General features: G+C 58.7%; 20 protein-coding genes. 10 read left to right on the top strand and 10 right to left on the bottom strand.

Annotated features, from left to right (window positions below):
- The first annotated feature begins 86 nt into the window (after window positions 1-86).
- From ACJ8HH_RS11790 to ACJ8HH_RS11775, 4 genes are all read left to right on the top strand, one after another.
- Complete coding sequence (locus ACJ8HH_RS11790) at window positions 87-917, top strand: alpha/beta fold hydrolase (RefSeq protein ID WP_060451698.1); 831 nt, start codon at window positions 87-89, stop codon at window positions 915-917.
- A gap of 9 nt (window positions 918-926) precedes the next feature.
- Window positions 927-1352, top strand: coding sequence for a DoxX family protein (locus tag ACJ8HH_RS11785; RefSeq protein WP_033639880.1), 426 nt, complete (start codon window positions 927-929; stop codon window positions 1350-1352).
- Window positions 1345-2955: an MFS transporter gene (locus tag ACJ8HH_RS11780; RefSeq protein WP_060451697.1), complete on the top strand. Its 1611-nt coding sequence runs from the start codon at window positions 1345-1347 to the stop codon at window positions 2953-2955. The genes ACJ8HH_RS11785 and ACJ8HH_RS11780 overlap by 8 nt, the downstream gene beginning before the upstream one ends.
- Window positions 2956-3051: 96 nt before the next feature.
- On the top strand, window positions 3052-4104 hold the full coding sequence (locus ACJ8HH_RS11775) for an NAD(P)H-dependent flavin oxidoreductase (RefSeq protein ID WP_060451696.1): 1053 nt from the start codon (window positions 3052-3054) through the stop codon (window positions 4102-4104).
- A gap of 167 nt (window positions 4105-4271) precedes the next feature.
- On the opposite strand, the gene ACJ8HH_RS11770 is transcribed toward ACJ8HH_RS11775, so the two are convergent.
- From ACJ8HH_RS11770 to ACJ8HH_RS11735, 8 genes are all read right to left on the bottom strand, one after another.
- Window positions 4272-4547 carry a hypothetical protein gene (locus tag ACJ8HH_RS11770; RefSeq protein ID WP_071796825.1) on the bottom strand — a complete coding sequence of 92 codons (276 nt, stop codon included), beginning with the start codon at window positions 4545-4547 and terminating at the stop codon, window positions 4272-4274.
- A 15-nt stretch (window positions 4548-4562) separates the two neighbouring features.
- A complete protein-coding gene (locus ACJ8HH_RS11765) occupies window positions 4563-6647 on the bottom strand; it encodes an S-type pyocin domain-containing protein (protein WP_230200014.1) in 2085 nt (694 codons plus the stop codon).
- A gap of 242 nt (window positions 6648-6889) precedes the next feature.
- Window positions 6890-8029: a tail fiber domain-containing protein gene (locus tag ACJ8HH_RS11760; RefSeq protein WP_060388025.1), complete on the bottom strand. Its 1140-nt coding sequence runs from the start codon at window positions 8027-8029 to the stop codon at window positions 6890-6892.
- Window positions 8030-8446: 417 nt separating this feature from the next.
- Entirely contained in the window at window positions 8447-9829 is a 1383-nt protein-coding gene (locus ACJ8HH_RS11755; RefSeq protein WP_033654938.1) for a serralysin family metalloprotease, read from the bottom strand.
- Window positions 9830-10329: 500 nt separating this feature from the next.
- A complete protein-coding gene (locus tag ACJ8HH_RS11750; protein ID WP_353434150.1) occupies window positions 10330-11616 on the bottom strand; it encodes an alginate export family protein in 1287 nt (428 codons plus the stop codon).
- 44 nt (window positions 11617-11660) lie between these two features.
- The gene (locus ACJ8HH_RS11745; RefSeq protein ID WP_080430332.1) at window positions 11661-12458 is read right to left on the bottom strand and encodes a glyoxalase; all 798 of its coding nucleotides are present in this window, start codon (window positions 12456-12458) and stop codon (window positions 11661-11663) included.
- 629 nt (window positions 12459-13087) lie between these two features.
- The gene (gene katG / locus ACJ8HH_RS11740) at window positions 13088-15283 is read right to left on the bottom strand and encodes a catalase/peroxidase HPI (RefSeq protein ID WP_060451694.1); all 2196 of its coding nucleotides are present in this window, start codon (window positions 15281-15283) and stop codon (window positions 13088-13090) included.
- A 259-nt stretch (window positions 15284-15542) separates the two neighbouring features.
- Window positions 15543-16946: a coniferyl aldehyde dehydrogenase gene (locus tag ACJ8HH_RS11735; protein ID WP_060451693.1), complete on the bottom strand. Its 1404-nt coding sequence runs from the start codon at window positions 16944-16946 to the stop codon at window positions 15543-15545.
- 220 nt (window positions 16947-17166) lie between these two features.
- Here ACJ8HH_RS11735 and ACJ8HH_RS11730 point away from each other — a divergent pair, with 220 nt between their 5' ends.
- Window positions 17167-17997 (top strand): alpha/beta fold hydrolase, encoded by an 831-nt coding sequence (locus ACJ8HH_RS11730; protein WP_060420350.1) that lies wholly within the window; start codon window positions 17167-17169, stop codon window positions 17995-17997.
- A 67-nt stretch (window positions 17998-18064) separates the two neighbouring features.
- Here ACJ8HH_RS11730 and ACJ8HH_RS11725 read toward each other — a convergent pair whose 3' ends face one another.
- Window positions 18065-19117, bottom strand: a complete 1053-nt coding sequence (locus tag ACJ8HH_RS11725; RefSeq protein ID WP_060451692.1) for a porin — start codon at window positions 19115-19117, stop codon at window positions 18065-18067.
- Between the two features lie 54 nt (window positions 19118-19171).
- Window positions 19172-20014 (bottom strand): N-acetylmuramoyl-L-alanine amidase AmiA, encoded by an 843-nt coding sequence (amiA, locus tag ACJ8HH_RS11720; RefSeq protein WP_060420869.1) that lies wholly within the window; start codon window positions 20012-20014, stop codon window positions 19172-19174.
- 334 nt (window positions 20015-20348) lie between these two features.
- On the opposite strand from amiA, the gene ACJ8HH_RS11715 reads away from it, so the two are divergent.
- From ACJ8HH_RS11715 to ACJ8HH_RS11695, 5 genes are read left to right on the top strand one after another with little or no spacing between them, the layout of a single operon-like run.
- Window positions 20349-21719: an MFS transporter gene (locus ACJ8HH_RS11715; protein WP_060451691.1), complete on the top strand. Its 1371-nt coding sequence runs from the start codon at window positions 20349-20351 to the stop codon at window positions 21717-21719.
- Window positions 21720-21735: 16 nt separating this feature from the next.
- A complete protein-coding gene (locus tag ACJ8HH_RS11710; protein ID WP_223182167.1) occupies window positions 21736-22134 on the top strand; it encodes a hypothetical protein in 399 nt (132 codons plus the stop codon).
- A 46-nt stretch (window positions 22135-22180) separates the two neighbouring features.
- The gene (locus ACJ8HH_RS11705) at window positions 22181-23257 is read left to right on the top strand and encodes an ABC transporter substrate-binding protein (RefSeq protein WP_223182359.1); all 1077 of its coding nucleotides are present in this window, start codon (window positions 22181-22183) and stop codon (window positions 23255-23257) included.
- A 42-nt stretch (window positions 23258-23299) separates the two neighbouring features.
- Window positions 23300-24310, top strand: a complete 1011-nt coding sequence (locus tag ACJ8HH_RS11700; protein ID WP_060425978.1) for a FecCD family ABC transporter permease — start codon at window positions 23300-23302, stop codon at window positions 24308-24310.
- A complete protein-coding gene (locus tag ACJ8HH_RS11695) occupies window positions 24297-25064 on the top strand; it encodes an ABC transporter ATP-binding protein (protein WP_060420360.1) in 768 nt (255 codons plus the stop codon). The genes ACJ8HH_RS11700 and ACJ8HH_RS11695 overlap by 14 nt, the downstream gene beginning before the upstream one ends.
- Window positions 25065-25116: the final 52 nt, after the last annotated feature.

The raw sequence follows: 25116 nt of genomic DNA, 5'->3' as shown, positions 1-25116 counted from the left end.
AAAATTATTCCGTTATCACTGCCTTTGCGCCTGCCGTACTGTTACCCGGTACAAAATCCAATTCAATACCGAGCGGGGAACACGTCATGAGCATCCTCACCGCGCCCGATGGCGCGCGCATTTTCTATAAGGATTGGGGCCGCGGCCAGCCGATCCTGTTCTCCCACGGTTGGCCGCTGTCCGCCGATGCCTGGGACAACCAGCTGCTGTTTTTCGGCCAGAGCGGATTCCGCGTGATCGCCCACGATCGCCGCGGCCACGGCCGTTCGGATCAGACCTGGCACGGCAACGACATCAACCAATACGCCGACGATCTGGCCCTGCTGATCGAAACGCTGGATCTGCGCGATCTGATCCTGGTCGGCCACGCCATCGGCGGCGGCGAAGTGGCGCGCTACATCGGCCGCCACGGCAGCGATCGAGTGGCGAAGGTGGTGCTGGTGGGCGCCGTGCCGCCGCTGATGCTGCAAACGCCGGCCAACCCGGAAGGCGCACCGATGGCGGCCTTCGACGGCATTCGCAGCGGCGTGGCGGGCAACCGCTCGCAGTTCTTCAAAGATCTGGCGGTGCCGTTCTACGGTCTCCCCTGCGACGAGGTGGAGAGCAATGCGGGGCTGATCGACCACTTCTGGCTGATGGGCATGCAGGGCGGCATGAAAGGGCAGTACGACGGCGTGAGCGCGTTCTCCGAAGTGGACTTCACCGCCGATCTGCTGGCGATCGACAGGCCGACGCTGCTGGTGCATGGCGACGCCGATCGGATCGTGCCGATCGGCGCCTCGGCGCTGAAAGCCGCTAAGCTTATGCAACAGGCGGAGCTGAACGTTTACGCCGGCGGCGCTCACGGCTTGGCGCAGGTCGATCCCGATCGCTTCAACGCCGATCTGCTGGCCTTTATCCAGAATTCGCCGTTCTAAGGGGGCGCGATGAACCTGACTGCTATCGCCGCCCGCTGCGCGCAGCGGCTGCATGCGCCCGCGGTGCGCTGGCTGCTGCTGCTCGCCATTTGCGCCGCCTACATTCAGGGCGGATTGGTCAAGGCGCTGAACGTCGAAGGCGCCATCGCCGAGATGACCCATTTCGGTCTGCAGCCGGCGGCGCTGTTCGCCGTGCTGGTGACGCTGCTGGAACTGGCGGCGTCGGCGCTGATCCTAAGCGGCTTTTATCGCTGGCTCGGCGCGTTGGCGCTGGCCGGTTTTACCCTGATGGCGACGCTGATGGCCAATCCGTTCTGGCAGTTCGACGGGGCGGAACGCGGCCAGATGATGAACGGATTTTTTGAACACCTTGGGCTGGCCGGCGCGCTGTTGCTGGTGGCATTTAACGATTTGAAGGAGCGAACGGATGGCTGAACAGACGGACAACAAGGCGGCGGCGGGCGGCTTCGCGCCGCTGAAAATCCCCTTATTTGCGGTGCTGTGGGGCGCCACGGTGCTCGGCAACGTCGGCAGCTTTATGCGCGACGTCGCCAGCTCGTGGCTGATTACCGATCTGTCGAGTAACCCTTCGGCGGTGGCGCTGATGCAGACCGCCGCCACGCTGCCGGTGTTCCTGCTGGCGATCCCGGCCGGGGTACTGTCGGACATCCTCGATCGGCGGCGCTTTCTGATCTTCGTGCAAATTTTGCTGGCCTGCGTCAGCGGCAGCCTGCTGGTGCTGTCGCAGACCGGTGCGTTGACGGTGGAATACCTGCTGGCGCTGACCTTCGTCGGCGGCATCGGTGCGGCGCTGATGGGGCCGACCTGGCAGGCGATCGTGCCGGAGCTGGTGCCGCGCACCGAGCTGAAAAACGCCGTGGCGCTGAACTCGCTCGGCATCAACATCGCCCGCTCCATCGGCCCGGCGGCCGGCGGGCTGCTGCTGGCCAGCTTCGGCGCCGGCGCGGCCTACGGCGCGGACGTGATGAGCTATGTGCTGGTGATCGCGGCGTTGCTGTGGTGGAAGCGGCCGAAGGCCGAGGACAGCGGCCTGTCGGAACACTTCTTCGGCGCCTTCCGCGCCGGGCTGCGCTATGCCCGTTCCAGCCGCGAACTGCACGTGGTACTGCTGCGGGCGGCGGTGTTCTTCGCTTTCTCCAGCTCGGTTTGGGCGCTGCTGCCGCTGGTGGCGCGCCGCATGCTGGGCGGCAGCGCCGGTTTTTACGGCGTGCTGCTGGGGGCGGTGGGCGCCGGGGCGATCCTCGGGGCGATCGCGCTGCCGCGCCTGCGCCAGCGGCTGAATGCCGACGGGCTGGTGTTGCTGGCGGCGGTGCTGACCGCCGTGGTGATGGCGGCTCTGTCGCTGGCGCCGCCGCAGTGGCTGGCGGTGGTGCTGCTGTTGGTGCTGGGCGCCGGCTGGATTATCGCGCTGACCACGCTCAACGGCGCAGCGCAGGGCGTGCTGCCCAACTGGGTGCGCGGCCGCGGCCTGGCCATCTACCTGATGGTGTTCAACGGCGCGATGGCGGCGGGCAGCCTGCTGTGGGGGCTGGTGGCGCAGGAGCTGGGCGTGGCCGCCACGCTGCTGGTCGGCGGCGTCGGCCTGCTGGCGGCGGGGCTGCTGTTCCACCGCCTGCGCTTGCCGACCGGCGAAGCCGATCTGCAGCCGTCGAACCATTGGCCGGAGCCGTTGGTCAACACGCCGGTCGAGAACGATCGCGGCCCGGTAATGATTCAGGTGGAGTACCGCATCCGTGAGCAGGATCGGCCACAGTTCTTGCGCACGCTGCTGATGCTGGAGCACGCGCGTCGCCGCGATGGCGCTTACGCCTGGGGCATCACCGAGCACACCGGCGATCCGGAATGCATTATGGAGTGGTTCCTGGTGGAGTCCTGGGCGGAGCACCTGCGCCAGCACCAGCGGGTGTCGCACGCCGACGCCGATCTGCAGCAGGAGGCGCTGCGCTTCCATATCGGGCCGGAGAAACCGGTGGTGCATCACTTCCTGTCGCTTGACCGGCGGCAGGTGAAGCATTAACTGCACGGCCAGGCGGTGAGAAGGTGCTATGCTTTTGGTCGGTTCGGCGGCGCGGCCGCCGTAAGACGAATGTAGTCAGCACAGGGAGACACATTGATGACGGCACCTTCTGCTTTTGCCCGCGAGCTTGGGCTGCGCTATCCGATCGTTCAGGGGCCGATGAACGGCGCGTCGCCGCCGGCGTTGGCGGTGGCGGTGAGTAACGCCGGAGGGCTGGGCTCGTGCGCGGCGGCGCTGTTTTCACCGGCGGTGATCCTCGAACGGGTGCAGCAGATCCGCGCGCAGACCGCCGCGCCGTTCAACATCAACCTGTTTCTGCTCGATGAGCAGCACCCGGATCTCGCCGAGCTGAAGCGCGCCCAGCACCTGTTGCGGCCGTTCCGCGAAGCGCTGGGGCTGAGCGAGCCGCCGATCCCCACTCAATTCGCCGAAAACAACCGTGACCAGATTGCGGCCTTGCTGGAGGCGGCGCCGCCGGTGGCCAGCTTCACCTTCGGCGTGCTGCCGCGCGCCACGGTCACGCAGTTCAAGAAGGCCGGCTCGCGGGTGATCGGCACCGCCACCACGGTGGCGGAAGCCCGCGCCTGGGAAGAGGCGGGCGCCGACTTCGTTTGCGTCTCGGGCTCGGAGGCGGGCGGCCACCGCCCGACCTTCCTCGGCGACATCGAACAATCCTGCGTCGGCCTGATGGCCCTGCTGCCGCAGGTAGTGGCGGCGGTGAAGATCCCGGTGATCGCCGCGGGCGGCATCATGAACGGGCGCGGCATCGCGGCGGCGCGCTTGCTGGGCGCGCAGGCGGCGCAGCTGGGCACCGCGTTCCTGTGCAGCCCGGAGTCGGGCATCGCCGAAGCCTGGCGGGCGGCGCTGAGCAACGCCGGTGATGACAGCACGCGCCTGACGCGCGCCTTCAGCGGCCGCCCGGCGCGCGGCATCGTCAATGATTTCATGCGCCAGATGCGCGCGGAAGAGGCGCAGATCCTGCCTTATCCGGTGCAGAACGCGCTCACCGGCGATATCCGCCAGGCGGCGGCCAAGGCCGGGCGCGGAGAGTTTATGTCGCTGTGGGCCGGGCAGGGCGTGGGCCTGGCGCGGCCGATGCCGGCGGCGGAGCTGGTCGCCACCCTGGCGGCGGAGCTGGAGGCGGTGTGAGCTCGTCTGCGCGATTTGGGGGGAGCAACGGAGCCAAAACCGTTGTTTTCTGCCCCAGGGCTGGACTGAAAACCAATCTGGCGTGGAATTAGCCATCAACGAAAACGTCCAACAAACTCTCGTTTGTTGGACGCTGCTTAAAACGCACTTATGGAAGGCACTGGTAATTACTCAATACCGTATTTTTTCTCGGTTACGAATGCGGGTTCTTTCCAGTTTGGACCTCTTTTATAGCCACCTTTTCCATTAGATGATACATCCCCTTTTTCTCGCATGCTTTTCACTAATGAAATCAGTTCAATGTTTGATATACGTTTATTACCATACATAGTGCAATACCCATCTAATTGAGGATGAGATATCCCGTTTTCTTTTCGTCCCGACAAGAATAAAACTATGTCTCGGATTTGTTCATTTTCAAACATAGGTTTAAAATCAATCATATATAACCTCCAGATTTATTCATCACCAGCTTTTAATGCTTCTGGTGTATATAACAGAGAGCGATCGCTACTTAATTTGTAATCTTCCAACGTCGCCGTATGAGTGTTATTCCATGTAGCACCATCGTCATCAGGTGATATTCCATCAGGAACACCAACTGCTCTATAACGCTCCAATTCCCTGATTTCGTGGGTGTAAAAACGCTTGTCGGTATCGGTGGGCTGTATTTCTCCCTTCAGGATATTTTCCAGGCGGTCAATCATCACCTTGTTATCGGGAGATTCGCCAAACCGCCCGGTATGCAGCTTCACTTTGTCCACGCCGACGCGGTCAATGGTGGCGGTTTTCCAGTCCAGATTCTGAATTGGGCCACCGGCCTTGTCCGTGTTGTAGTCGCGACCACTGTATTGCCCTTTAGCGTTAGTTTCACCATAGATACCACTGAGCATGACATAGACAGGCTCAACACCGGTTCCCGTTGCATCAGGCTGCCAGTAGATAAAATCCTGCAGTGGCATGTCATCTGCAGGGAACGTCGTCGTGACGATACTGTCGGCCTGCTTTATCTCCGTACCGGTATGCACCGGCGTTACCGGCGCTGCAGACGCAGGATTGCCGGTATGCCACGGACCCGACGGGGCGGTGCCCGGGTTTATCAAAATGGTTCGCCCCGGCGCACCGGCAACCGCCGGCAAGGTTATCCGGTCCAGGCCGGTTTTTTCATCGCGAACCGGCCGATACACCGGCACGGTAGCAGAGACGCCGCCCGTTCCTGTTTTGACCAGTATTACCTCTTGCTGACCGCTATTCCCTCTGCGAATAAACCCGCGCACCGGTAAATCGACCGTGGTCATTTCCGGCTGAATCGGTGTTTTCCCTGCGGCAACCAGGCTGGCCGGAACGGTAAACATCTGTGTTAAATCACGACCCAGCAATTTATCAATATCGCTCTGACTTTCACCGGCTTTCCCCGGCCAGAATCCGACAACGAAGGCGCCGACTGCCGGAGCTACCGCAGTGAGCGTGGTAACCCGGGAAACTTCGACGGCGCCGCGCCACACTCCACCGGATACCCAGCCGGCCAGCTCACTGGCGCTGGTCATCACGCTGTTGATCCATGTTGATAATTGTACCATACCGCCCGCGCGGTTGAGCACCATGACCCCGGCCGTGGCCATCGCGGCATTGGCCGCTTTTATCATGCCGGGTGTATAGACCGGGGCGTCCAGTACGCCGGCTTTGGCGAACAGCGCTTTCCGAGCTGCTTCAGCCTTGCGGGCTTCTTCAGCTCGACGGACTTCCTCTGCCTTACGGGCCTCTTCGGCTTTGCGGGCTTCTTCAGCTCGACGGGCTTCCTCTGCCTTGCGAGCTTCCTCAGCTTTGCGGACTTCCTCTTCCTTCTCACGCTGTTCATTTTCTAAATGTTCAATATTTTGTTTGGCTGTGTCAATTTCTGACTGTATTCTCTTCTCTTCTTCCAGTTTTTTACCCATTTCCTTTCTGTTTAATGATTGCTGCTCCCTAACCCAGGAGGTGGGCTTTTCTCTAGAGAAGAACCAGTCTTCATTATTCAGCTTTAAATATTCCTGATGTACTTTTCGTTTATTAGCTTCATTTCGAAGAATGGTAAGGCGTTCTTTACTTACCTTTAACTTGCTAATAATTACTTTTAGGTTTGCTTTCTCGAACTCAGTCAGTTGACTACTTTCAGCTTTCTTGCTTAATGCGTCAATATCCTTTTGAATTTCTTTAATTTGGTTGTCAATTTCATTTGCTTTATTAGCTGCAAACTGAATGGCTGTATCTGAATCCTCACGGTAACTCTCTTTTGCTTCATTACTGAATGGCGTGATATCATCATCTTCAGGAGCAAAAGCACTTATCGGTTTATTAATATCGGAAATTTTTTGATCCCAGATATGGGTAATATTACTCAATTCCTTCTGTCTATCAGGTAAACCCTCGCCAACCCATGCTTCTACAACCATATTGCTATCTGATAAGTCAAACCCTCGTTGCCACCCATGTCCATTCCACTTGTATCCCATTGAAGTCATTACATCGCGTTCATACTGCGTTGTATCTTCATATCGTGTCATAATCCGATCCCTCTTCAAATAGAACGATGTAATCGACGCGCTGCCGAGCTGCGAATAACGCAGACATTATTGAACCGGGAAGCAGCTTCTGCATTTACACCGCCTTGACGCTCCCTCCCTTTACCATCACCGTAATTAAATCCATTCATAATTGAGTTCCTTTCCGTCATCGTGTTGTAAGCGTGGTACTCGCCTGTAAAGGCGCTGAGAGGTATTCAGTGCTAACCCCCCAATATTGTTAATCAGGCGCGCTCAATGCCTTTTTCCAAGGCAACCAGTCGTCTTTCAAAAGCCTCTCGCTCTGCTTCGCGCAGTGAGCGTTCTTCCTTAAGCGCTTCAACCAGCAACGCGACTACGCCGTTGATATTGATGCTGCGGGCGTCTTTCAGCACGCTGCCGTCATTGAGTTTCAGCTCGGTCTGGGTCACGGATTGGGGGAGAATTTCTTCCACTTCTTGTGCAATCACGCCGGCTTCCGGCACGCCCTGTTTGAGGTAGGTGTAGCCGCCGATGTTGGCCAGCTTGTCCAGGGCGCCGTCGATTGGGGTTATTTCCGTTTTCATACGGACGTCAGAGCTGATGTTCCACCCGCCGCCGGTGACGGCATAGCCGTCTTCTTTGAAAACGAACCAGCTATTTTTATTGCCGTCACTCACGTTAATGACCAGCTCGTTGTACTTCACATGGTCGTGGTGATAAATTTTTACGTGTTTATTACCTGGATTAGGTAAATAAAGCCCGTTGGTAAGGGATTCCTGCGATTTATCGACATTCTCAGGCGGGCTTGCAGTGAACCAGCCGTGAGCGTTGCGCTTGGTCAGTTGTCCAACAGACAGCTCGGCATTGGGTTTGACCCGGAGTTCATTCCAGTTTCCCTGCCAGTCGCGGTAAGAGAGCAGGCCATAATCCTCTTTGCCGGCGACCACGCGTGACCCCATCAGCATGGTCGTGGTGATATTACCGCTGGTAAATTTGGTATGTATAGTTGCCGCATTATAGACCTGCCCGTTGATAAGCGGAGCCGGGCCGGTGGTCGCGGTGGAGATGTCGGCATTATGCGAAACCATCGCCCCGCCGGAGATATCTACGCCGTTGCGCAGTGCCACCCGACCGGAAGCCAGATTGAACGAAAAGGGGCGCAGCGTGTTCCACTGCCCGTCCTGTGCCTGTCCGGTTGGTGTGGTCAGGGCATAAAAATCCTTGCCGTCGTTACGCAACATTACGCCGGTGTTGCCGTTGGCCAGTCGAAAGCCGTTGGCAGATTTGGAGACGATTTCACCGTCGCTGACGACCCGTTTGCGCAGTGTAGTCAGCGACTTTAGTTCGGTGATGTCGTCGTTGACGCCACTCTGTACCTGGGCATTTTTCTTTTGTTCAGCCATGATAATTCCTCAGTTTATTAATAAGTTCCTGCCATGGAAATGGCACATGGTAACGCTTTACAGACAGTTAACGACGCTGCGCATTTAAGACGAAGATGGTTAAAAATTACGAAAACTGTATGCATGAACAGTAGGTTATGGGCATCAGGAATAGATATCAAATGATAATGACTATCATTTGCTGTGTGATGGATGAGACAAGAAAGAAGAACGGATGATTTCTGGTGATGACGTAATAACTTATTGATTTATAGAGTAATAATCATTTAAATTGACTGCTTAAGTGCGTTTATTGTTCCGTTGCTCCTCACACCCATTTACTGCTTTGGTGATGTGGGAACCGCGCAAAAAACGCCATCGGCAGGCCTGAAAAGAGATAAACAGTCCGGCGTTCGCGCCGGACTGCGGATTTCTTGGCTAGACGAGAATATCGGCGGAAGCGTCGACCTGCCCAACGATTTTAACCAGGAAATCAGGCTGGTTATGGCCGGAGAGATTGATCGCCAGATCGGTGACATTCTGCTGCGAGTCATAATTCAGCGCCGCTTCATACAGCGAGCCGCTTAAATTATCGACGAAGTGCAACTCGCCCCCCTCGGCCTTAACCGTCTGGTTGAGCCACGACAGATCGATTTTATCCACCGCCGTTTGGAAATCACGGATCCAGTCCGGCGCGGCGGCCTGGCTGTCGTCGGCTGCGCTGAAGACGAAGGTGTCGGCGCCTGCATTGCCCCAGAGCTGATCGGCGCCGTCGGCACCGTAAATGATATCGTTGCCTGCGCCGCCTTTGAGCGTATTGTTCAGTGCGTTGCCCACTAAGATATCGGCACCGCTGCCGCCGATGATATTTTCAATCTGCGCGCCATAGGCGATGGCGATATTCGCCTTCAATCCGCCCACATCTGAGAATGAGCCTTCGTTAATGTTGATGCGCTGATCTTGGCTGTAGCCTGAAAAATCCAGCGTGTCGTTGCCGCCGGCATCCCAGATAGCCGCCACGATTTTGTCCGTGGACGCCTTAACGCTCAAAAAGTCTCGATCCGTATTCGAGTTGAAACCATAGGTGGTATCACCGGTGCGCGTGGTGGTGTTCGCGCCGTACAGCTTCTGAATGGCGGTAATATCATCCAGCTGCGGCCCCGAGGGCCATACGCCTTTATAGTCGGCGCCGGTGTTTTGTTCACTAAAATAGCTCATCAAAGAATATTGATGGTCGTCCTCATAATATTTCGCCGAGTTGGTGTAGGTGGGGTAAGTCGCGTTGGAGGCATCATAATTTCCGGGGTGGGAGAGCCCGAGCGCATGCCCTATTTCGTGGGTCAGCGTATCCCTGGCATAGTTATTGGTCTGCGGATTCGAAGCGTCGTAGCCTTTGTTGCCGCTGATCCAGATGGTGCTTTTCAGGTCGTTTTGCGTACTTTCATAGGAGGTGTAATTGCCTCCGCTGGCCGCCTTATAAAAACCAAACTTTATATCAGCGCTTTTGGCATCGGTGCCTTTGACCTCGGTGAAGGCGATATTGGCCACGTCTGACCAGGACTGCAATGAAAGCTTGGTTTGGGCCTGTTGGGCGGCGGTAAGCTGTGCGGATCCTGGCTTATCGCTGTCGGTATATACGGGGAAAGAGTAGGTTATTGTTGCCGCATGGTCAGTCACGCCTTTGCCATTGGCGGAATAATGGCTCCTCAGCAACAGATCTGAAACGTCTTCCGTGGCGTATGAAGGCTTGCTGCTTCCCTCGCGATCGCCTCTTTCATAATCGGTTAAATAATCTGAGATTTTATCGGTAGCTAATGACATATCAAACTCCTTTGGACGTTGACAATATTGCACTTAACGCTCTATATGCTCGTACACAGGTTTGAAAATAGGGGGGGGTATTGGGTTATCATTGGCTTGCCTCCTTGTTTGTCTTGAATATCGCACTCAAGCGGGATATGTCCTTATCATTAATCACGGTGAGGAATTAATGGCGCGCAATGGTTGGCTGAAAGCAGTATAGGCATAATTATTTTATTAATGAGTTATTCTTATATGAATCTTTTACATAAGATATGTGTAAAAGGCGTACTTAAATAACCAGGTGGAATTAAATCTTTATTTAATATTACTCTGTAATTGGCTCGTGGAGTTTACCTAACTGATTTATCTTTTTGCTTTTCATTAATTTTCATCTGTAAATGGCGACGAGTAGCCACCATTGCCGCAATGCATATAGGCGGCTACACGCCGGCGAACGTCATTAATTGAGTAAGGGATTATTAAGGGCGCTCGCGTACACCGATTAACTTGCTTGATAATTAAAAGCTGTAGGTGCCCTGCGCCAGGATGAAGTTCATGTTTTTCAGCCCGGCATGCTGCTGCAGGCTGTGGCCGAGGTCGAAGTAGACATAGGCCACCTTGAACTGAAGATCGCTGCGCGGCGTCCAGATGGTTTCGACCTGATACTGATTGCCGATAAAGCGCGATCCTTGCGCGCTGCCCTTCACCGGGCGCATCGGCCCGAGGTAGAAGGCATCCTCGCGGCGTTGCCGCCACAACGCGTCCCAGCTGAAATCGATGGACAGGGTTTGCCACGGCGTAGTCGTGACCGAAGGATGAATGGCGATCAGGTTAGCCGGCGCCACCAGCCCGTTTTCGGTCAGGTAGGGCAGCTTGGGGTACATGGCGTTAAAGGTATTGAGCTGCCCATCGTGACCGTTTTTATCGCCGCTGGCGATGCCAATCTTGCCGCCAAAGCGCGGCTGCCAGCGCCAGTCGCTCACCGTATACCCGGCGTGCGCCGACGCCGACCAGGCGCGGATGTCGCGCTGTTCTGCGCTGCCGAACTGCCAGGCGGCTTCATTATCCCAGTCGAACCCCTGCGCCGCGCCGAAAATGCGCGCGCCGACGGTATAGCGCCGTTCTTGCCCGCTGAGCTGCGCGTAGTGGGCGTCGTTATCCTCAAAGCCAAAGGTGTAAAGATCGAGCGAGGATGCCAGCGCTGCCAGCGGCGTGGTGCCGTACAGCCCCCACACCTTTTGGCTGTTGTCGGTATCGTCGTCGAAACTGCCGGTTTTGAGGGTGACGGGGTGGCCGATAAAGGCGTCGAGGCGGTTTTTATCCTTGGCCCAGCTGGCGCGGATGGCGTCGAAAGAACGACGCACGTTGGGGCCGTCGCGGGTGCCCATCAGGTGCAGCGAACCCAGCGCAATCTCCTGGCGGCCGGCCCGCAGGGTGCCGAGGCCATAGGCGGTGGGCAGTTTTAAGTCCACATAGCCCTGGCCGAGATAGGCATGATCTTCGTCGGTCGGCTTGCGCCCGCGATCGCGCGGCGTGGCCAGTGACGATCCCAACTGGAGATAGGCGCCAAAGTCGTCGCCGTAGTCGAGGCGCGCGCCAATCAGCAGGCGCTGCATGAAGGTGTCGTCGCGTCCGCCGCTCAGATCGCGTTGATCCGTCCATTCATAGCGCTCGCGCAGTGAACCGTCGAAAGACAGGGTGGCCGCATCGCCCAACGGGATGTTTTTCCAGGGGGAAGCGGCGGGTTCCGCCGCCAGGGCGGGGAGCGAGGAGAACAGCAACAGTGCGGGAAGCGTGCGTTTCATCATGGGTATCCGAAGAAAAAAGCGCGCCGCAGCGCGCCTTGGGTTTATTTAGCCGTCTGGTGGATTTCGGCGATGTAGCCGCCGGGGAAACGCACCAGCGCCGAGGTGCGGCGCTCCGCTGCCGTCGAGCGCCACAGCACCTGCGCGCCGCTGGCCGTCGCTTTGGCCAGCGTGGCCGGCAGATCGTCGACGCCATAGCCGGTGCGCTCATGGCCGAACGGATAAGGCAGATGCCCGTCGGTGACGAAAATGCGCGTTTTGCCGAAGCGCGAGTCCAGTTCGATCTGGCGGATCTTGCCGCTGTCGCTGCGGCCGATCGCCGTATCGCTGACCTGTTCGTCGCTCACCACCGTGGCGTGCGAGAACGCCTGGTAGCTTTTCAGGAAATCGTCGACGCGGTAGGCGGAGAGATACAGGCGGTTTTCCGGCACGCTCAGCAGCGGCTTGTAGTTGGGCGCCTTGGTGTGCCAATAGAGCTGCATGTTGACGCCGCCGGGCCACTGGATCACCGCGTCGCGGCCAATCGGATCGTCGAAAGGCGCAACCTGCACATCGGCACCGGCGGCCCTGGCCTGGCGGATGGCGGCGTCCATATCCCTGACCAGAAAACCGTTGCGCTCGGCGCCGAACGGGTGTGGGATCGGCGTTTTGAAATCGAACACCGAGAAGCTGCCGGCCGGCGTCAGTATCAGCTGGGAGTAGGTTTCGCTCGGCGTGGGCGTGACGTTGACCAGCACGCGTTCGGTGCTGGTGCCGCCGAAGGTTTTCAGGATGCTGTCGACAAAGGCATCCATTTTGCCGCGTTCGACGTAGACATGGGTGGTGTCATATTGCGGCCCCACGGCGAGAGACGCCGTATCGGCCGCCCATGATACGGCAGGGAGCAGCAGCGCAAGGGCTGATATCCTCAGCCGACGAGAAGAAATACCGATAATATGTTGCATGATGACCTCCAGGTAGCGGTTATTTTCCTGAGTGAAGCGTGATTTCCTATGAGCTTTCCCGTCGGCTGAAAAATAAAAACTAAAAACGCAATGCGCGTCGTGAAACATTAAATAAGGGCGAAATTTTGGCGCCTAAGCGAATATCGCGCAGGTGCGAACCTCTCTTTTTATTGGCATAAAAACGGTGGGGTGCCTTTGCCGGCTAAGCCCGCTGTCGCTAAGGAACGGCGAGGGTCATAAGGCCCGCCTCGCCGCGCGCTGAGGCGAATCGAGGATAATCCATAACGGTGTTCTCCTGGATGGGATATATCGCATTAGCCAGCTGAGTTTACGGTCTTCATTGCCGTCTAAATATAAATACAGCATTAAAAGAATTGCCGCCCATCAAATTTTTATATGACTTGTTGAGTAAATACGAATAAGCGGAAAATAAAATATAACGACGGGCACTGTGGCCGGCGTTGAGCGGAGGCGGTGTTGATCTCGGGAGAAAAAACGGCCTGCCGAAGCAGGCCGTTGCGGGGAGTTTACGCCAGATCGAAACGATCGAGGTTCATCACTTTGTTCCAGGCGGCGACGAAGTCGTGGGCGAACTTCTCCTGCGCGTCGGCGCTGCCGTAGACTTCGGCCAGCGCGCGCAGTTGCGCGTGTGAACCGAACACCAGATCGACGCGGGTGCCGGTCCATTTGACCGCGCCGCTGCGGCGATCGCGCCCTTCGAACAGGCCGTCCTCACTCACCGGGTGCCAGGTGGTGCCCATGTCGAGCAGGTTGACGAAGAAGTCGTTGGTCAGCGCCTGCGGCCGCTGGGTGAATACGCCGTGCGGCGTGCCGCCGACGTTGGCACCGAGTACCCGCAGCCCGCCGACCAGCACCGTCATTTCTGGCGCGGTCAGGGTCAGCAGCTGCGCCTTGTCGACCAGCAGCGTCTCGGCCGGCACGCGGTATTTGCCCTTCAGGAAGTTGCGGAAACCGTCGGCGAGCGGCTCCATCGCCTCGAAGGAGTCCACGTCGGTCTGCTCCTGCGAAGCGTCCATGCGGCCCGGCGCGAACGGCAGCGTCAGGGCCAAACCGGCATTCTTCGCCGCCTGTTCCACGCCTGCGGCGCCGGCCAGTACGATCAGATCCGCCAGCGAGACGCGCTTGCCGCCGGCCTGCGCATCATTGAAGGCGCGTTGGATGCTCTCCAGCTTGGCCAGCGTTGCGGCGAGCTGCGCAGGTTGGTTGACCGCCCAGTCTTTTTGCGGCGCCAGGCGAATGCGCGCACCGTTGGCGCCGCCGCGTTTGTCGGAACCGCGGAAGCTCGAAGCGGAAGCCCAGGCGGTGGAGACCAGTGCCGATACCGGCAGGCCGGAAGCCAGCACGGCGTTTTTCAGCGCGGCGATGTCCTGCTCGTCGATCAGCGGATGATCGACCGCCGGGATCGGATCCTGCCAAATCAGCTCTTCCTGCGGCACTTCCGGGCCGAGGTAGCGAGGGCGCGGCCCCATATCGCGGTGGGTCAGCTTGAACCAGGCGCGGGCGAAGGCGTCGGCCAACTCTTCCGGATGCTCATAGAAGCGGCGCGAAATCTTCTCGTAGGCCGGATCGAAGCGCAGCGAAAGGTCGGTGGTCAGCATGGTCGGGCGGCGTTTCTTGTTCGGATCGAAGGCGTCGGGAATGGTTTCACCGATGTCTTTCGCCACCCACTGGTGCGCGCCGGCCGGGCTTTGGCTCAGTTCCCATTCGTATTCGAACAGGTGGCGGAAGAAATCGTGGTTCCACTGGGTTGGGGTGGTGGTCCAGGTGACTTCCAGGCCGCTGGTGATTGCGTCTTTGCCGACGCCGGTGCCGAAGGTGCTGTGCCAGCCGAGGCCCTGCGACTCCAGCCCGGCCGCTTCCGGATCGGCGCCGACGTTAGACGCCGGACCGGCGCCGTGGGTCTTGCCGAAGGTGTGGCCGCCGGCGATCAGCGCCACGGTTTCTTCGTCGTTCATCGCCATGCGGGCGAAGGTTTCACGGATGTCGCGCGCGGCGGCCACCGGATCGGGATTGCCGTCCGGGCCTTCCGGGTTGACGTAGATCAGGCCCATCTGCACCGCCGCCAGCGGGTTCTCCAGGTCGCGGTCGCCCGAGTAGCGGCTGTTTGGCCCGCCGCTCAGCTCCAGCCAGATCTTCTCCGAGCCCCAGTAGACGTCGTCCGGCTCCCAGGTGTCGGCACGGCCGCCGGCGTAGCCGAAGGTTTTGAAGCCCATCGATTCCAGCGCCACGTTGCCGGTCAGGATAATCAGGTCGGCCCAGGAGATGTTGCGGCCGTATTTCTGTTTGATCGGCCACAGCAGGCGGCGCGCCTTGTCGAGGCTGACGTTGTCCGGCCAACTGTTGAGCGGGGCGAAGCGCTGCTGGCCTTCGCCCGCGCCGCCGCGGCCGTCGCCGATGCGGTAGGTGCCGGCGCTGTGCCAGGCCATACGGATGAACAGGCCGCCGTAGTGGCCGAAGTCCGCCGGCCACCATTCCTGCGAGTCGGTCATCAGGGCGTGAAGATCCTGTTTGACCGCCGCCAGATCGAGACTGTTGAAGGCGTCGGCGTAGTTGAAGTCTTTATCCATCGGATCGGACAGGGGGGAGTGCTGATGCAGCGGTTTCAGGCTGAGCTGATTGGGCCACCAATCCTGATTGGTGGGGCCGTTCTGCGGTGCGGGCTGCTTGCCGCCCGAAAACGGGCATTTGCTTTCAGTTGTCATAATGCGCTCTCTGCTTCCGTAAGGGTGCTCCAGCCGCCGGGCGTGGAGCGGTTAACAAGGCATGCGGGTAAGGCTTGCGTCGGGTGTTGCGCTAAATAACTGAACTCAATGGAATCACATCGCCCCGGCCGCTAACGGGCAAAGGGCGACTCATGGCTAAGCTTAGTCAGCGGCGGCGGAGAGATAAAATAGGAATGATTGAATACTGTGATAGCTTGCGGCGATTCATGGCTGTGTTATTGATAGTCAGCGCGGCGCTCTATCGGCGCCGCAGCATCACCTTGAGTACCGCGTCTGCCAGCCTGCCGAACGGCGCGCGCAGCAGATCGGTGAAGCGCCAGCGGCTTTGGATAAAGACGCCCTTGGCATGGCTCAGCGCCCGGAATCCTTCGATGCCGTGACAGGCCCCCATGCCGCTGGGGCCGATGCCGCCGAACGGCAGATCGTCCTGGGCAAAGTGCAGCAGGGTGGCGTTGACGCTGACGTTGCCGGAGGTGGTGCGTGCCAGCAGCCTGTCCTGCAGCGTGCCGCCTGGGCCAAAGTAGTACAGCGCCAGTGGGCGCGGCCCGGCGTTGATAACGTCGATCGTTTCATCAAAGGCGGCGTAGGTGCGCACCGGCAGCAGCGGCCCGAAGATCTCCTCTTGCATGATCCGGCTGTCGTCGGGGGCGCCGACGATCAGCGTGGGGGCGAGGGTTTTCGGCCGTTTCGCCGCCGAGTCCGGGCGGTGGCCCACCGGAACGATCCGTGCGCCCCGCGCCTGGGCGTCGGTGAGCAGATCCTGCAAACGGTGGTAGTGCCTGTCGTTGATGATGGCGCCGTAGTCATGGCTCGTCGGCCCGTCGGGGTAAAACGCTTTGACCGCCGCGTCGTAGAGCGCAATGAAGTTTTCCACATCGTCCTGATGGATCAGCAGGAAGTCGGGCGCGATGCAGGTTTGGCCCGCGTTCGACAGCTTGCCGAACGCCAGGCTGTTAACGGTTCTGGCGTTAACCGCGCCGGGCGCCACCACGGCGGGGCTTTTGCCGCCCAGCTCGAGCGTCAAGGGCACCAGATTTTTACCGGCCGCCTGCATGACCTGACGGCCGATCGCCGTGCTGCCGGTGAACACCAGGTGATCGAACGCCAGCTCACTGAACCCGGCCCCGACGTCCGGCCCGCCGGTCACCACGGCGACCTCATCGGCGGGAAACAGCGCTGCCAGCATCGTTTCGATAAGCTGGCTGGTGCGCGGCGTGAGCTCCGAAGGTTTCAGCATCACGCGGTTGCCGGCGGCCAGGGCGGTGGCCAGCGGGATGAAGGTCAACGAGAAGGGATAGTTCCACGGCGCCATGACGCCAATCACGCCTTTAGGTTGGTATTGCACGTAGGCGCGCCCGGCCTGGTACGGCAGGGCGACGTGGCGGCGTTCCGGCTGCATAAAGCGCTTCAGGTGGCGCAGCAGATAATCGATCGACTGCACGGTGACCAGGATCTCCAGAATTTCGGTTTCGTAAGGCGAGCGGTGGCCGAAGTCCGCGCTGACGGCCGCCGTCAGCGCACCGCGCTGGGCCAAAATGGCGCTCCGCAGGCGGCGCAGGGCGGTTTTGCGCTGAGCGATCGTCGGTGCGCCGTCGCGCAGGAAGGCATGGCGCTGGGCGGCAAGCCGTTGCTCCATCGTCATGAGGATGTCATCTCCCTGCACTTGAATTCTCCTGATGCCGAGTGAAAGCGGGAATGCGGTTTGCCGAATCCTGTTTGACCTTAAAGTGAGCTTTAAACCTATACTCGTTAAACGATCAACGCAAGATCGTCGGCCAACCGGGATGAGGGAGCCAGAGATCCCGGCGCCGCGCGCAGTATAAACCTTCTTTTTTAACCATAGTGTAAATGGGAGAAACGACATGGGTTACGTAACAACCAGCGATGGCGTCGAGATTTTCTACAAGGATTGGGGCCCCAAAAACGGCAAGGTTATCTACTTCCACCACGGCTGGCCGCTGTCCAGCGACGACTGGGATGCCCAGATGCTGTTCTTCGTGAACAAAGGGTTCCGCGTGGTGGCGCACGATCGCCGCGGCCACGGCCGCTCCAGCCAGGTGTCGGAAGGGCACGACATGGACCACTACGCCGATGACGTCGCCGCGGTGGTAAAACACCTCGGCGTGCAGGGCGCGATGCACGTGGGCCACTCGACGGGCGGCGGCGAAGTGGTGCGCTATATCGTGCGCCACGCCGAGGACAAGGTGTCCAAAGCGGTGCTGATCAGCGCGGTGCCGCCGCTGATGGTAAAAACCGACGCCAATCCGCAGGGCACCCCCAAAGCGGTGTTCGATGATTTCCAGGCGCAGCTGGCCGCCAACCGGGCACAGTTCTATTACGACGTTCCCGCCGGCCCGTTCTACGGCTATAACCGCCCAGGCGCCAAACCCTCTGAGGCGATTATCTGGAACTGGTGGCGCCAGGGCATGATGGGCGGCGCCAAGGCGCACTACGACGGCATTGTCGCCTTCTCGCAGACCGATTTCACCGAGGATCTCAAGAAGATTGCCATTCCGGTGCTGGTGATCCACGGCGACGACGATCAGGTGGTGCCTTATCAGGACTCCGGCGTGCTGTCGGCCAAGCTGGTGCAAAACGGCACGCTCCATACCTATAAGGGCGCGCCGCACGGCATCCCGACCACCCATGCCGATCAGGTCAACGCCGATCTGCTGGCGTTCGTGAACAGCTAAAGACTCAACGCGTCGCGAGCCTCGCCCCTTACCGGGCGGGGCTTTTTATTGGCTGCGGGAGAGCGGATCACCAATGATAGCTGATGCCCATATCGAGCTTGTCCGACGCATCGACGCCGGGCGTGTGCTGCGAAAGGTTATTGAATTCATAGTTAATGAACACCTGCATATTGCCGTTGAGCAACCAGGTGACCCCCAACTCCTCATAGTTCAATAAGTCCGTGTTCCGGCCTGCCCGGGCCTGTATCAAGCGGGTATAGCCGATGTTGGGTTGAATATGGTCCGTCAGCCGATATTTGGCGAGCGCTTCATAACTTGACGCCGAGCCGCGGTTAGCGGTTTGTTGCGGGCTGATGGCGTTGTCGCTTTGGGTGAACACGGCCGCAAGATAGATTTTTTTCGACGCATAGAGAACCCCTTCGGCCAGCGTGTCGATGCGCCGGCGATAACCGGCGGCGTGTTGCTGCCGCTGCGTGGTTTGAGACGCCGAGGCGGCGGCGATGAGGCTGAGCGTCGGCGTCAGCGCATAACGGAACGAGGCACCGAATCCGTTGCCGTTTTGTTTGCCCGGCGTTTGCCGGTCGTCGCCGTCTTTGAACTGGTATTGCAGCGCGAGGGCGGCGCGCCGCTGAAACAGGCTGAAAGTTTGGCGGTAGGTGAGCAGGTTATGCGCCCGGCCGCGCATAAAGTTGTCGATATAGTTGTAGGCCATCTCTCTAAACAGCGGAGAGCGATCGGTCAGGGCGGTCACATCATAAAGCACGCCCCAGTTGCGGCCGATATCGAGGCTGCCCAGGGCGGCGTTTTGCACGCCGATATAGGCGAGCCGGGTGCTGTTGCGCGTCGCGTCGGCGAAGCTGACGGTATATTCCCAGTGGGCGTAGGCCTGCCAGCGCGGCGCGATCTTTTTTTTGCCTATCAGGCCGAAATAGAGGTAGCTGCGGTCGCCGTCGTCGCGTTCGTTTTGGCCGCTGTAGCGTCTGGCGATAATCGTGCCGTAGAAATTCAGGCTGTTTTGCTGCGATCCCGTCAACGACACGGCGGAGGCGCCGCACGGCAACAAGGCCAGCAGGGGGAAAAGCATGCCCGCCGAAAAATTACGAGGATTGCGTTTTATCATGATGGCACCGTCCCTGTGCGCGGCAAGCCCAAGAGCTTGCCGCCCCGGCGAAGCTTAAGCGTGCGTTTCGCGTTTAAAGTAGCTGACGATCCCCTGAGCGATCGCCGTGGCAATTTTATTTCTGAAGGCGGGGGTGCCGAGCAGCCTTTCTTCCTCAGGGTTGGTGATGAAAGAGGTTTCCACCAAGACGGAAGGAATATACGGGGACTTTAAGACCACGAAGGCCGCCTGTTCGGTATTTTTGGCATGCAGATGATGGATGGGCGCAATATGTTGAATCAGGTGCGAGCCCAGCGCCAGGCTTTCTTTGATCGTTTCCGTCTGCTCCAAGTCAAACAGTATCTTCTGCAAATAGCGGTCTTTCTTGATGACGTTAGGGCCGGCGAGATCGTCCGCCGCGTTTTCACTGTTCGATAAGTATTTCGCCATCGCGCTGCTGGCGCCTTTATTGGAAAGCGCAAAGACCGACGCGCCGCAGGCGCTGGGGCAGGTAAAACCGTCGGCGTGGATGGACATGAAAAGATCCGCGCCATGCCGGTGCGCGATCTCCACCCGATCGTAAAGCGGAATAAAAACGTCGCTGTCGCGCGTCAGGCGGGCATCGATGCCGTGTCGATCGAGCTGTGCACGCACATTTCTGGCGATCTCCAGAACGACATGTTTTTCCAGCGAACCGGTGTGGCCAATGGCTCCGGAGTCGATGCCGCCATGACCGGGATCCAACATGACCAGGAATCTTTTTCGCGCCCCGTGAGGGCCGTTCTGCTTTTTGGGGCGTGGCAGGCCGTGGGCGTGAGCCAGCGGGGAAACGGCGCCGTTCAGCGCCAGGGCCGCCAACCCTGCCAACATCATTCTGCGGCGAGATAACCGGGTGTTCAAAAGGTCCGTCTTAGCCATAAGGGTAACCAGCATAAAAGGAAAGGGTGTTTTTGTTATAACATAACAATTCCGTGCGTCGGCGGGGTTGTCTGTTAGCGGCTGTTACTTTTAATGTCATTCCTTAAATTCACTGGCTTTTTATACTGCATTTATTTTGTTTATTGAATGTTCGTATTGCTATTCATTTGTTTTGTATTTGTTAATTCTTATTTTGACACACTATTTAATCTAATATTTCAAATGAGATTTATTCTCCTCTTTAATTGATATGTTATAACGTAATTACTAAAACGGATAAAAAACGGGGTCTTTGCCGCCGGCATGAAGCCACTCACGTTTTTGGAGCGTTAACATGACTTTTAAACACCAGGAAAAAGAGACATTAAATATATTCGCCGTTCTCGCGGTCTCGTTAAGCACGGTTATCGCCATGCTCGACAGTACCATCGCCAATGTGGCACTGCCGGTGATCGCCAAAGATTTCGGCGTTTCCGAATCGGCCTCCATCATGATTATTAATGCCTACCAGTTTGCCGTCGTCGCCTCTTTGATGCCCTTCGCGGCGCTGGGCCGCGCGGTGGGCAATAAAAAGATCTTTATAGCCGGGGTGGTGCTGTTCGCTTTTTCATCCTTGGGCTGCGCGCTTTCCGCGACGCTGTCGATGCTGACGGCATTCCGGGTGATACAGGGCTTCGGTGCGGCGGCGGTGCTCAGCGTCAATGCGGCGCTGATCAAGGAGATATACCCGGAAAGGCTGCTGGGGCGCGGCCTGGGCATAAACGTAATGGTGGTGTCGGTTTCCGCCGCCGCCGGGCCCTCCATCGCCTCGGCGATACTTTCTCAAACGAGCTGGAACTGGCTGTTTACCATCAATGTTCCCATCGCCTGCCTGTCGCTGTTGTTGAGCCTGATCTTCCTGGCCCCCCGCGAGCGGCGCAGCGTTGGATTCGACAGCGGGGGGGCCCTGTTGGTGTTTGTGCTGTTCATCGCTTTCTCGCTCAGTACCATGAGCATGACCACCCACCATCTGCCGGCGGCGGCGCTGAGCTTTGCGGTATTCGCCGGGCTGGCCGGGTTGCTGTATATCAATCAGAAAAGAAAGGCCAACGCCGCGCTGATCCCGATCGCGATGCTGCATAACCCGACGCTGTCATTGTCTTTGCTGATGTCGATGCTGTCCTACAGCACCCAGCTTTTGGCTTTTGTATCGCTGCCTTTTTATTTTCACAACGTTCTGCAAAGAAACGTGGTGGATATCGGTCTGTTGCTGACCGCCTGGCCGCTGGCCACCATGGCATCTTCGCTAATTTCCGGCGATTTGGCCAAGAAGTACGATCCCAATCTTGTTGCCCTCTCGGGCCTCGCCTGTCTGCTGGCAGGCATGCTGCTGATGGCCAATCTGCCCAGCGATCCGTCGAATGGGGCGATCGTATGGCGCGTGGCGCTGTGCGGCATCGGTTTTGGCCTGTTTCAATCACCGAACAACCTGCTGATCATGACGTCGGTCTCCCATGAAAACAGCAGCATCGCCAGCGGCCTGTTGGGCAGTTCCCGGCTGATTGGGCAAATCGTCGGTTCGGCGTTAGTGGCGATTTTCTTCAACATGCGGGGTGCGCAAGCGACGAACATCAGTTTAATGGCGGGGGCGGCATTCTCGTTCCTTTCTCTGGTCGTGAGCTATATGCGCTTCAAGTCCGCCGTTACGTTAAAAACCAGTAAATAGAAGCACGAGGTTTCCCATGCGATTTATCCCATTAGTGCCGTTGGTTATCGGCATGGCGGCGTTTTCCCTTGCCGGCTGCACGACCTACCACGACGTGGCGTTGCAACAAAAAGAGACGGGGCTCAATAGCCAATATTACCTGCTACAGCCGCCGGTCTATGTCGGCGACCAGTTGAAATATGGTCTGAAGGACGGCAGCGGCGGCGAGCTGACGGTGGCGAAGGTTGAACCGAAAGACTTGGTTGCCGACAGCGGAAAAATCATTCCCCTGTCGCAGCTCTCTTTCCTGCAACGAAAAGACCTTTCCACAGGAAAAACCGCCGCGTTGGTCGGCGGCGGCGCGGTCGCCACCACGGCAATCGTGTTTGTGGCCGGGATCACCATCATGGCCGCCGGCATCGCCGCGTCGGCCTAAAGCAGCCCATCGACGCACGCCGTCGAGCGTGCGCACAGGAGGCACCATGTGCGTCACAGTGAAATTTATCGCCACCGCTCTGCTGGCAATATTCGCCTTGCCGACGGCGCCTTACGCCACCGCCGGCCAGCCGGCGGCGGCCGAACCGCCACAAAGCGTGGCGGCGCAAACGCTGCCCGGCAGCTATCCGCGGATCGTCATCACCGGCAACTGCCCCTTCGGCGTGATCCTGGCGAACGAGGCGGCCTACCGGCACGTCGTCGGCGTGGGGCCCTGGGCGTTCATGCATGCCGATAGGCATGTATTGGAGGACATGAAGCCTGACATCGGCAGGATCACCTCCGCCTTCATCAATAAGGACTACCGGGTCAACATGGAATCGTTAATGAATCTACGGCCCGACATTATTTATTACTACGGCAAAAGCCAGGACGATCGGCTGGAAAGGGCGGGCGTGATGACCGTCGATCTGGATGCCGGCGGGCAGACAAAATACCAGCCGATGGCTACCCAGGTGTATTGGGAGAACACTTTCGCCGACACGCTCGGCCTGCCGCGCACGCACAAATTCAAAGACGCCTGGGAAACGACCCTGAAGCAGATCCGCCCCTATGCCGCAGCCATCCATGCGCAGCACGTCAGGGCGTTGTATCTCGAAGAAAGTGACGGCAGGCAGCTGAAGGTGAGTGGCCCGCATACCTACGGCGACACCTACCTGAAAATGGCCGGCATGGACAACGTCGCCGGGGATTTGCCGGTGAAAGGGGATGCCGGCAGGTACATCAACGTTTCGATGGAGCAGATCATGGCCTGGGACCCGGATGTGATTTTCGTGGTGTTCGGCAGCGCCAAAGCGCTGCTGCACGGGGGGATCCCCGGCCAGGCCTGGGAAACGCTCAGGGCGGTAAAAAACGGCAAGGTTTTCTCGACGCCGGTGGGCATTCATAACTGGGGGGGCCTGTCGGCGGAAACATCGCTGCTGCCGCTGTTTATGATCAACCGCTATGCCCCTGAAGACATTAGCGACAAGACGCTGCGGGAGGTGACGCGCCGCTATTATCAGACGATGTTCTCCTATGCGATCCCGGACCGGTTGCTGGATGAGGTGCTGGCACAGCGCTAGTGCCACGGTTGAATAGCATTCATTAATGGGGGGAGCTTGGGGATGCCGGGCAGAGGAAAATATGTGGCGATCCTGGCGGGGCTGTTTTTGGCCTTGTGTGTGGCCGCCGTCGCATCACTGTTTGCCGGCCGCTACGCCTTGTCGGCCCACGATGTGATGCAGATTTTATGGCAGGGGAACATGCCGGGGGAAAACCCGACCCGCTATTCGGTGATTTTTAACCTGCGCGCGCCGCGGGTGGTGGCGGTGATGCTGGTGGGAGGCGGGTTGGCGGTCGCCGGCGCGACCTTTCAGGCGGTGCTGAAAAACGCGTTAGCCAGCCCGGACGTGCTGGGCACCTCTTCCGCCTCCGCCTTTGGCGCTGCGCTGGGCATTTTATTGAGTCTGCCTTTTGCCCTGAGTGCCATGCTGTCGTTTCTTTTCGGCGTGGTGAGCCTGCTGCTGGTGTTCGGCATCTGCCGCCTGAAACGTCGGCAGGATGCACTGACGACGATCCTGTCCGGCATGATTATCGCGTCGTTGTTTATCGCGTTTGTCTCGGTCATAAAATATGTCGCCGATCCGCAGGATACCTTGCCGGCGATCGTCTTCTGGCTGATGGGCAGCTTCGCTTCGGTGGCGAAAGCGCAGGTCTATTGGCTAATCCCGCTGTTTGCGGCGTGTTACCTGACAATCTATCGGCTCAGGTGGAAAATGAACATTCTCTCGCTGGGGGACGACGAGGCGCGCATTGCCGGCCTAAATCCGCCCCGGTTGAAGATCCTGCTGCTGATCGCCGCCTCCCTGCTGGTTTCCGCCTCGGTGAGTTTGGCCGGCGTGGTGGGATGGGTCGGCTTGGTGATCCCGCATCTGGTGAGAAGCGTGCTGGGGTATAACCACGGCCGCCTGATCCCGGTCTCGGCGCTGAGCGGGGCGTTGTTTTTGCTGGTGATAGACAATATCGCCAGAGGCGCCACCTACGCAGAAATCCCGATCGGCATCCTGACCGCGCTGATCGGTGCGCCGCTTTTCGCCACGCTTTTTATTATGGGCAATCGATATGATCACCGCTAGCCGACTATCCTTTGGTTTCAAAGGGCGGGAGCCCATTTTCGACAACGTCAGCTTCGAGCTTAAGCGCGGCGAGATCCTCAGCGTGCTGGGCCCGAACGGCGCCGGCAAAACCACGCTGCTGAGAAATATTGCGGGCCTGTGTCGGCCCAGCGCCGGCTGGTGCGAGATCGGCCGTGTCGATAATCGAGAGGCGCGCCTGGCCTATGTGCCGCAGGCGAAGGCGCCACATTTTTCCTATGGCGTACTCGATTTTGTCACTTTCGGCTGCGTTCGTCAGGCCGGACTGTTTGCCCGGCCGGGAAAGCACGATTTCGCCAGGGCGCAGGCGGTGCTGCAATCTCTGGAAATCGGCCCGTTGGCGCAGAAAAGCATCGATCAGATCAGCGGCGGTGAACTGCAGATGTGTTATTTCGCCAAGGCGCTGATGGCAGATCCTGACGTCATGATCCTTGATGAGCCGGAGTCGAACCTGGATTTTTACAATCAGGCAAAAATGATCGAGATGCTCTGGCGCCTCGCCAAAGAGCGGCAGATGACGATCGTGCTGAATACGCATTTCCTCAATTACGCCGAACGCATCTCCGACAAGTGTTTACTGATGACAAAACGGCAGTCGTTGTTTGGCGTTAAAAGCGCTGTGCTGCGGGAAGATATCCTGGAGCGCTATTTTCGGGTGCCGGTAAGAAAGTGCCGCTATGAATACCAGGGCGCCGGCGAAGAAACCTTTATTATCGCTCTGCGCAATCTCGCCTGAGTTTCGGCTGCAAAGATTGCTTGAGGGATATCCCTCATTGCGGCCCCGCCGG

The organism is Serratia sp. CY32780 (assembly GCF_052169135.1).
GTDB lineage: Bacteria > Pseudomonadota > Gammaproteobacteria > Enterobacterales > Enterobacteriaceae > Serratia > Serratia sarumanii.
Note: the sequence above shows the minus strand (reverse complement) of the source record. Positions and strands in the feature narration are given on the sequence as shown.

Bases quoted from the DNA above. Each gene is read 5' to 3' on its own strand.
- ACJ8HH_RS11765 (WP_230200014.1), bottom strand. From the start codon at position 6,647: ATGACACGATATGAAGATACAACGCAGTATGAACGCGATGTAATGACT.
- ACJ8HH_RS11725 (WP_060451692.1), bottom strand. From the start codon at position 19,117: ATGATAAAACGCAATCCTCGTAATTTTTCGGCGGGCATGCTTTTCCCC.
- ACJ8HH_RS11760 (WP_060388025.1), bottom strand. From the start codon at position 8,029: ATGGCTGAACAAAAGAAAAATGCCCAGGTACAGAGTGGCGTCAACGAC.
- ACJ8HH_RS11710 (WP_223182167.1), top strand. From the start codon at position 21,736: ATGCGATTTATCCCATTAGTGCCGTTGGTTATCGGCATGGCGGCGTTT.
- ACJ8HH_RS11775 (WP_060451696.1), top strand. From the start codon at position 3,052: ATGACGGCACCTTCTGCTTTTGCCCGCGAGCTTGGGCTGCGCTATCCG.
- ACJ8HH_RS11750 (WP_353434150.1), bottom strand. From the start codon at position 11,616: ATGAAACGCACGCTTCCCGCACTGTTGCTGTTCTCCTCGCTCCCCGCC.
- ACJ8HH_RS11785 (WP_033639880.1), top strand. From the start codon at position 927: ATGAACCTGACTGCTATCGCCGCCCGCTGCGCGCAGCGGCTGCATGCG.
- amiA (WP_060420869.1), bottom strand. From the start codon at position 20,014: ATGGCTAAGACGGACCTTTTGAACACCCGGTTATCTCGCCGCAGAATG.
- ACJ8HH_RS11705 (WP_223182359.1), top strand. From the start codon at position 22,181: ATGTGCGTCACAGTGAAATTTATCGCCACCGCTCTGCTGGCAATATTC.
- ACJ8HH_RS11790 (WP_060451698.1), top strand. From the start codon at position 87: ATGAGCATCCTCACCGCGCCCGATGGCGCGCGCATTTTCTATAAGGAT.
- ACJ8HH_RS11700 (WP_060425978.1), top strand. From the start codon at position 23,300: ATGCCGGGCAGAGGAAAATATGTGGCGATCCTGGCGGGGCTGTTTTTG.
- ACJ8HH_RS11735 (WP_060451693.1), bottom strand. From the start codon at position 16,946: ATGACGATGGAGCAACGGCTTGCCGCCCAGCGCCATGCCTTCCTGCGC.
- ACJ8HH_RS11755 (WP_033654938.1), bottom strand. From the start codon at position 9,829: ATGTCATTAGCTACCGATAAAATCTCAGATTATTTAACCGATTATGAA.
- ACJ8HH_RS11770 (WP_071796825.1), bottom strand. From the start codon at position 4,547: ATGATTGATTTTAAACCTATGTTTGAAAATGAACAAATCCGAGACATA.
- ACJ8HH_RS11780 (WP_060451697.1), top strand. From the start codon at position 1,345: ATGGCTGAACAGACGGACAACAAGGCGGCGGCGGGCGGCTTCGCGCCG.
- ACJ8HH_RS11695 (WP_060420360.1), top strand. From the start codon at position 24,297: ATGATCACCGCTAGCCGACTATCCTTTGGTTTCAAAGGGCGGGAGCCC.
- katG (WP_060451694.1), bottom strand. From the start codon at position 15,283: ATGACAACTGAAAGCAAATGCCCGTTTTCGGGCGGCAAGCAGCCCGCA.
- ACJ8HH_RS11715 (WP_060451691.1), top strand. From the start codon at position 20,349: ATGACTTTTAAACACCAGGAAAAAGAGACATTAAATATATTCGCCGTT.
- ACJ8HH_RS11730 (WP_060420350.1), top strand. From the start codon at position 17,167: ATGGGTTACGTAACAACCAGCGATGGCGTCGAGATTTTCTACAAGGAT.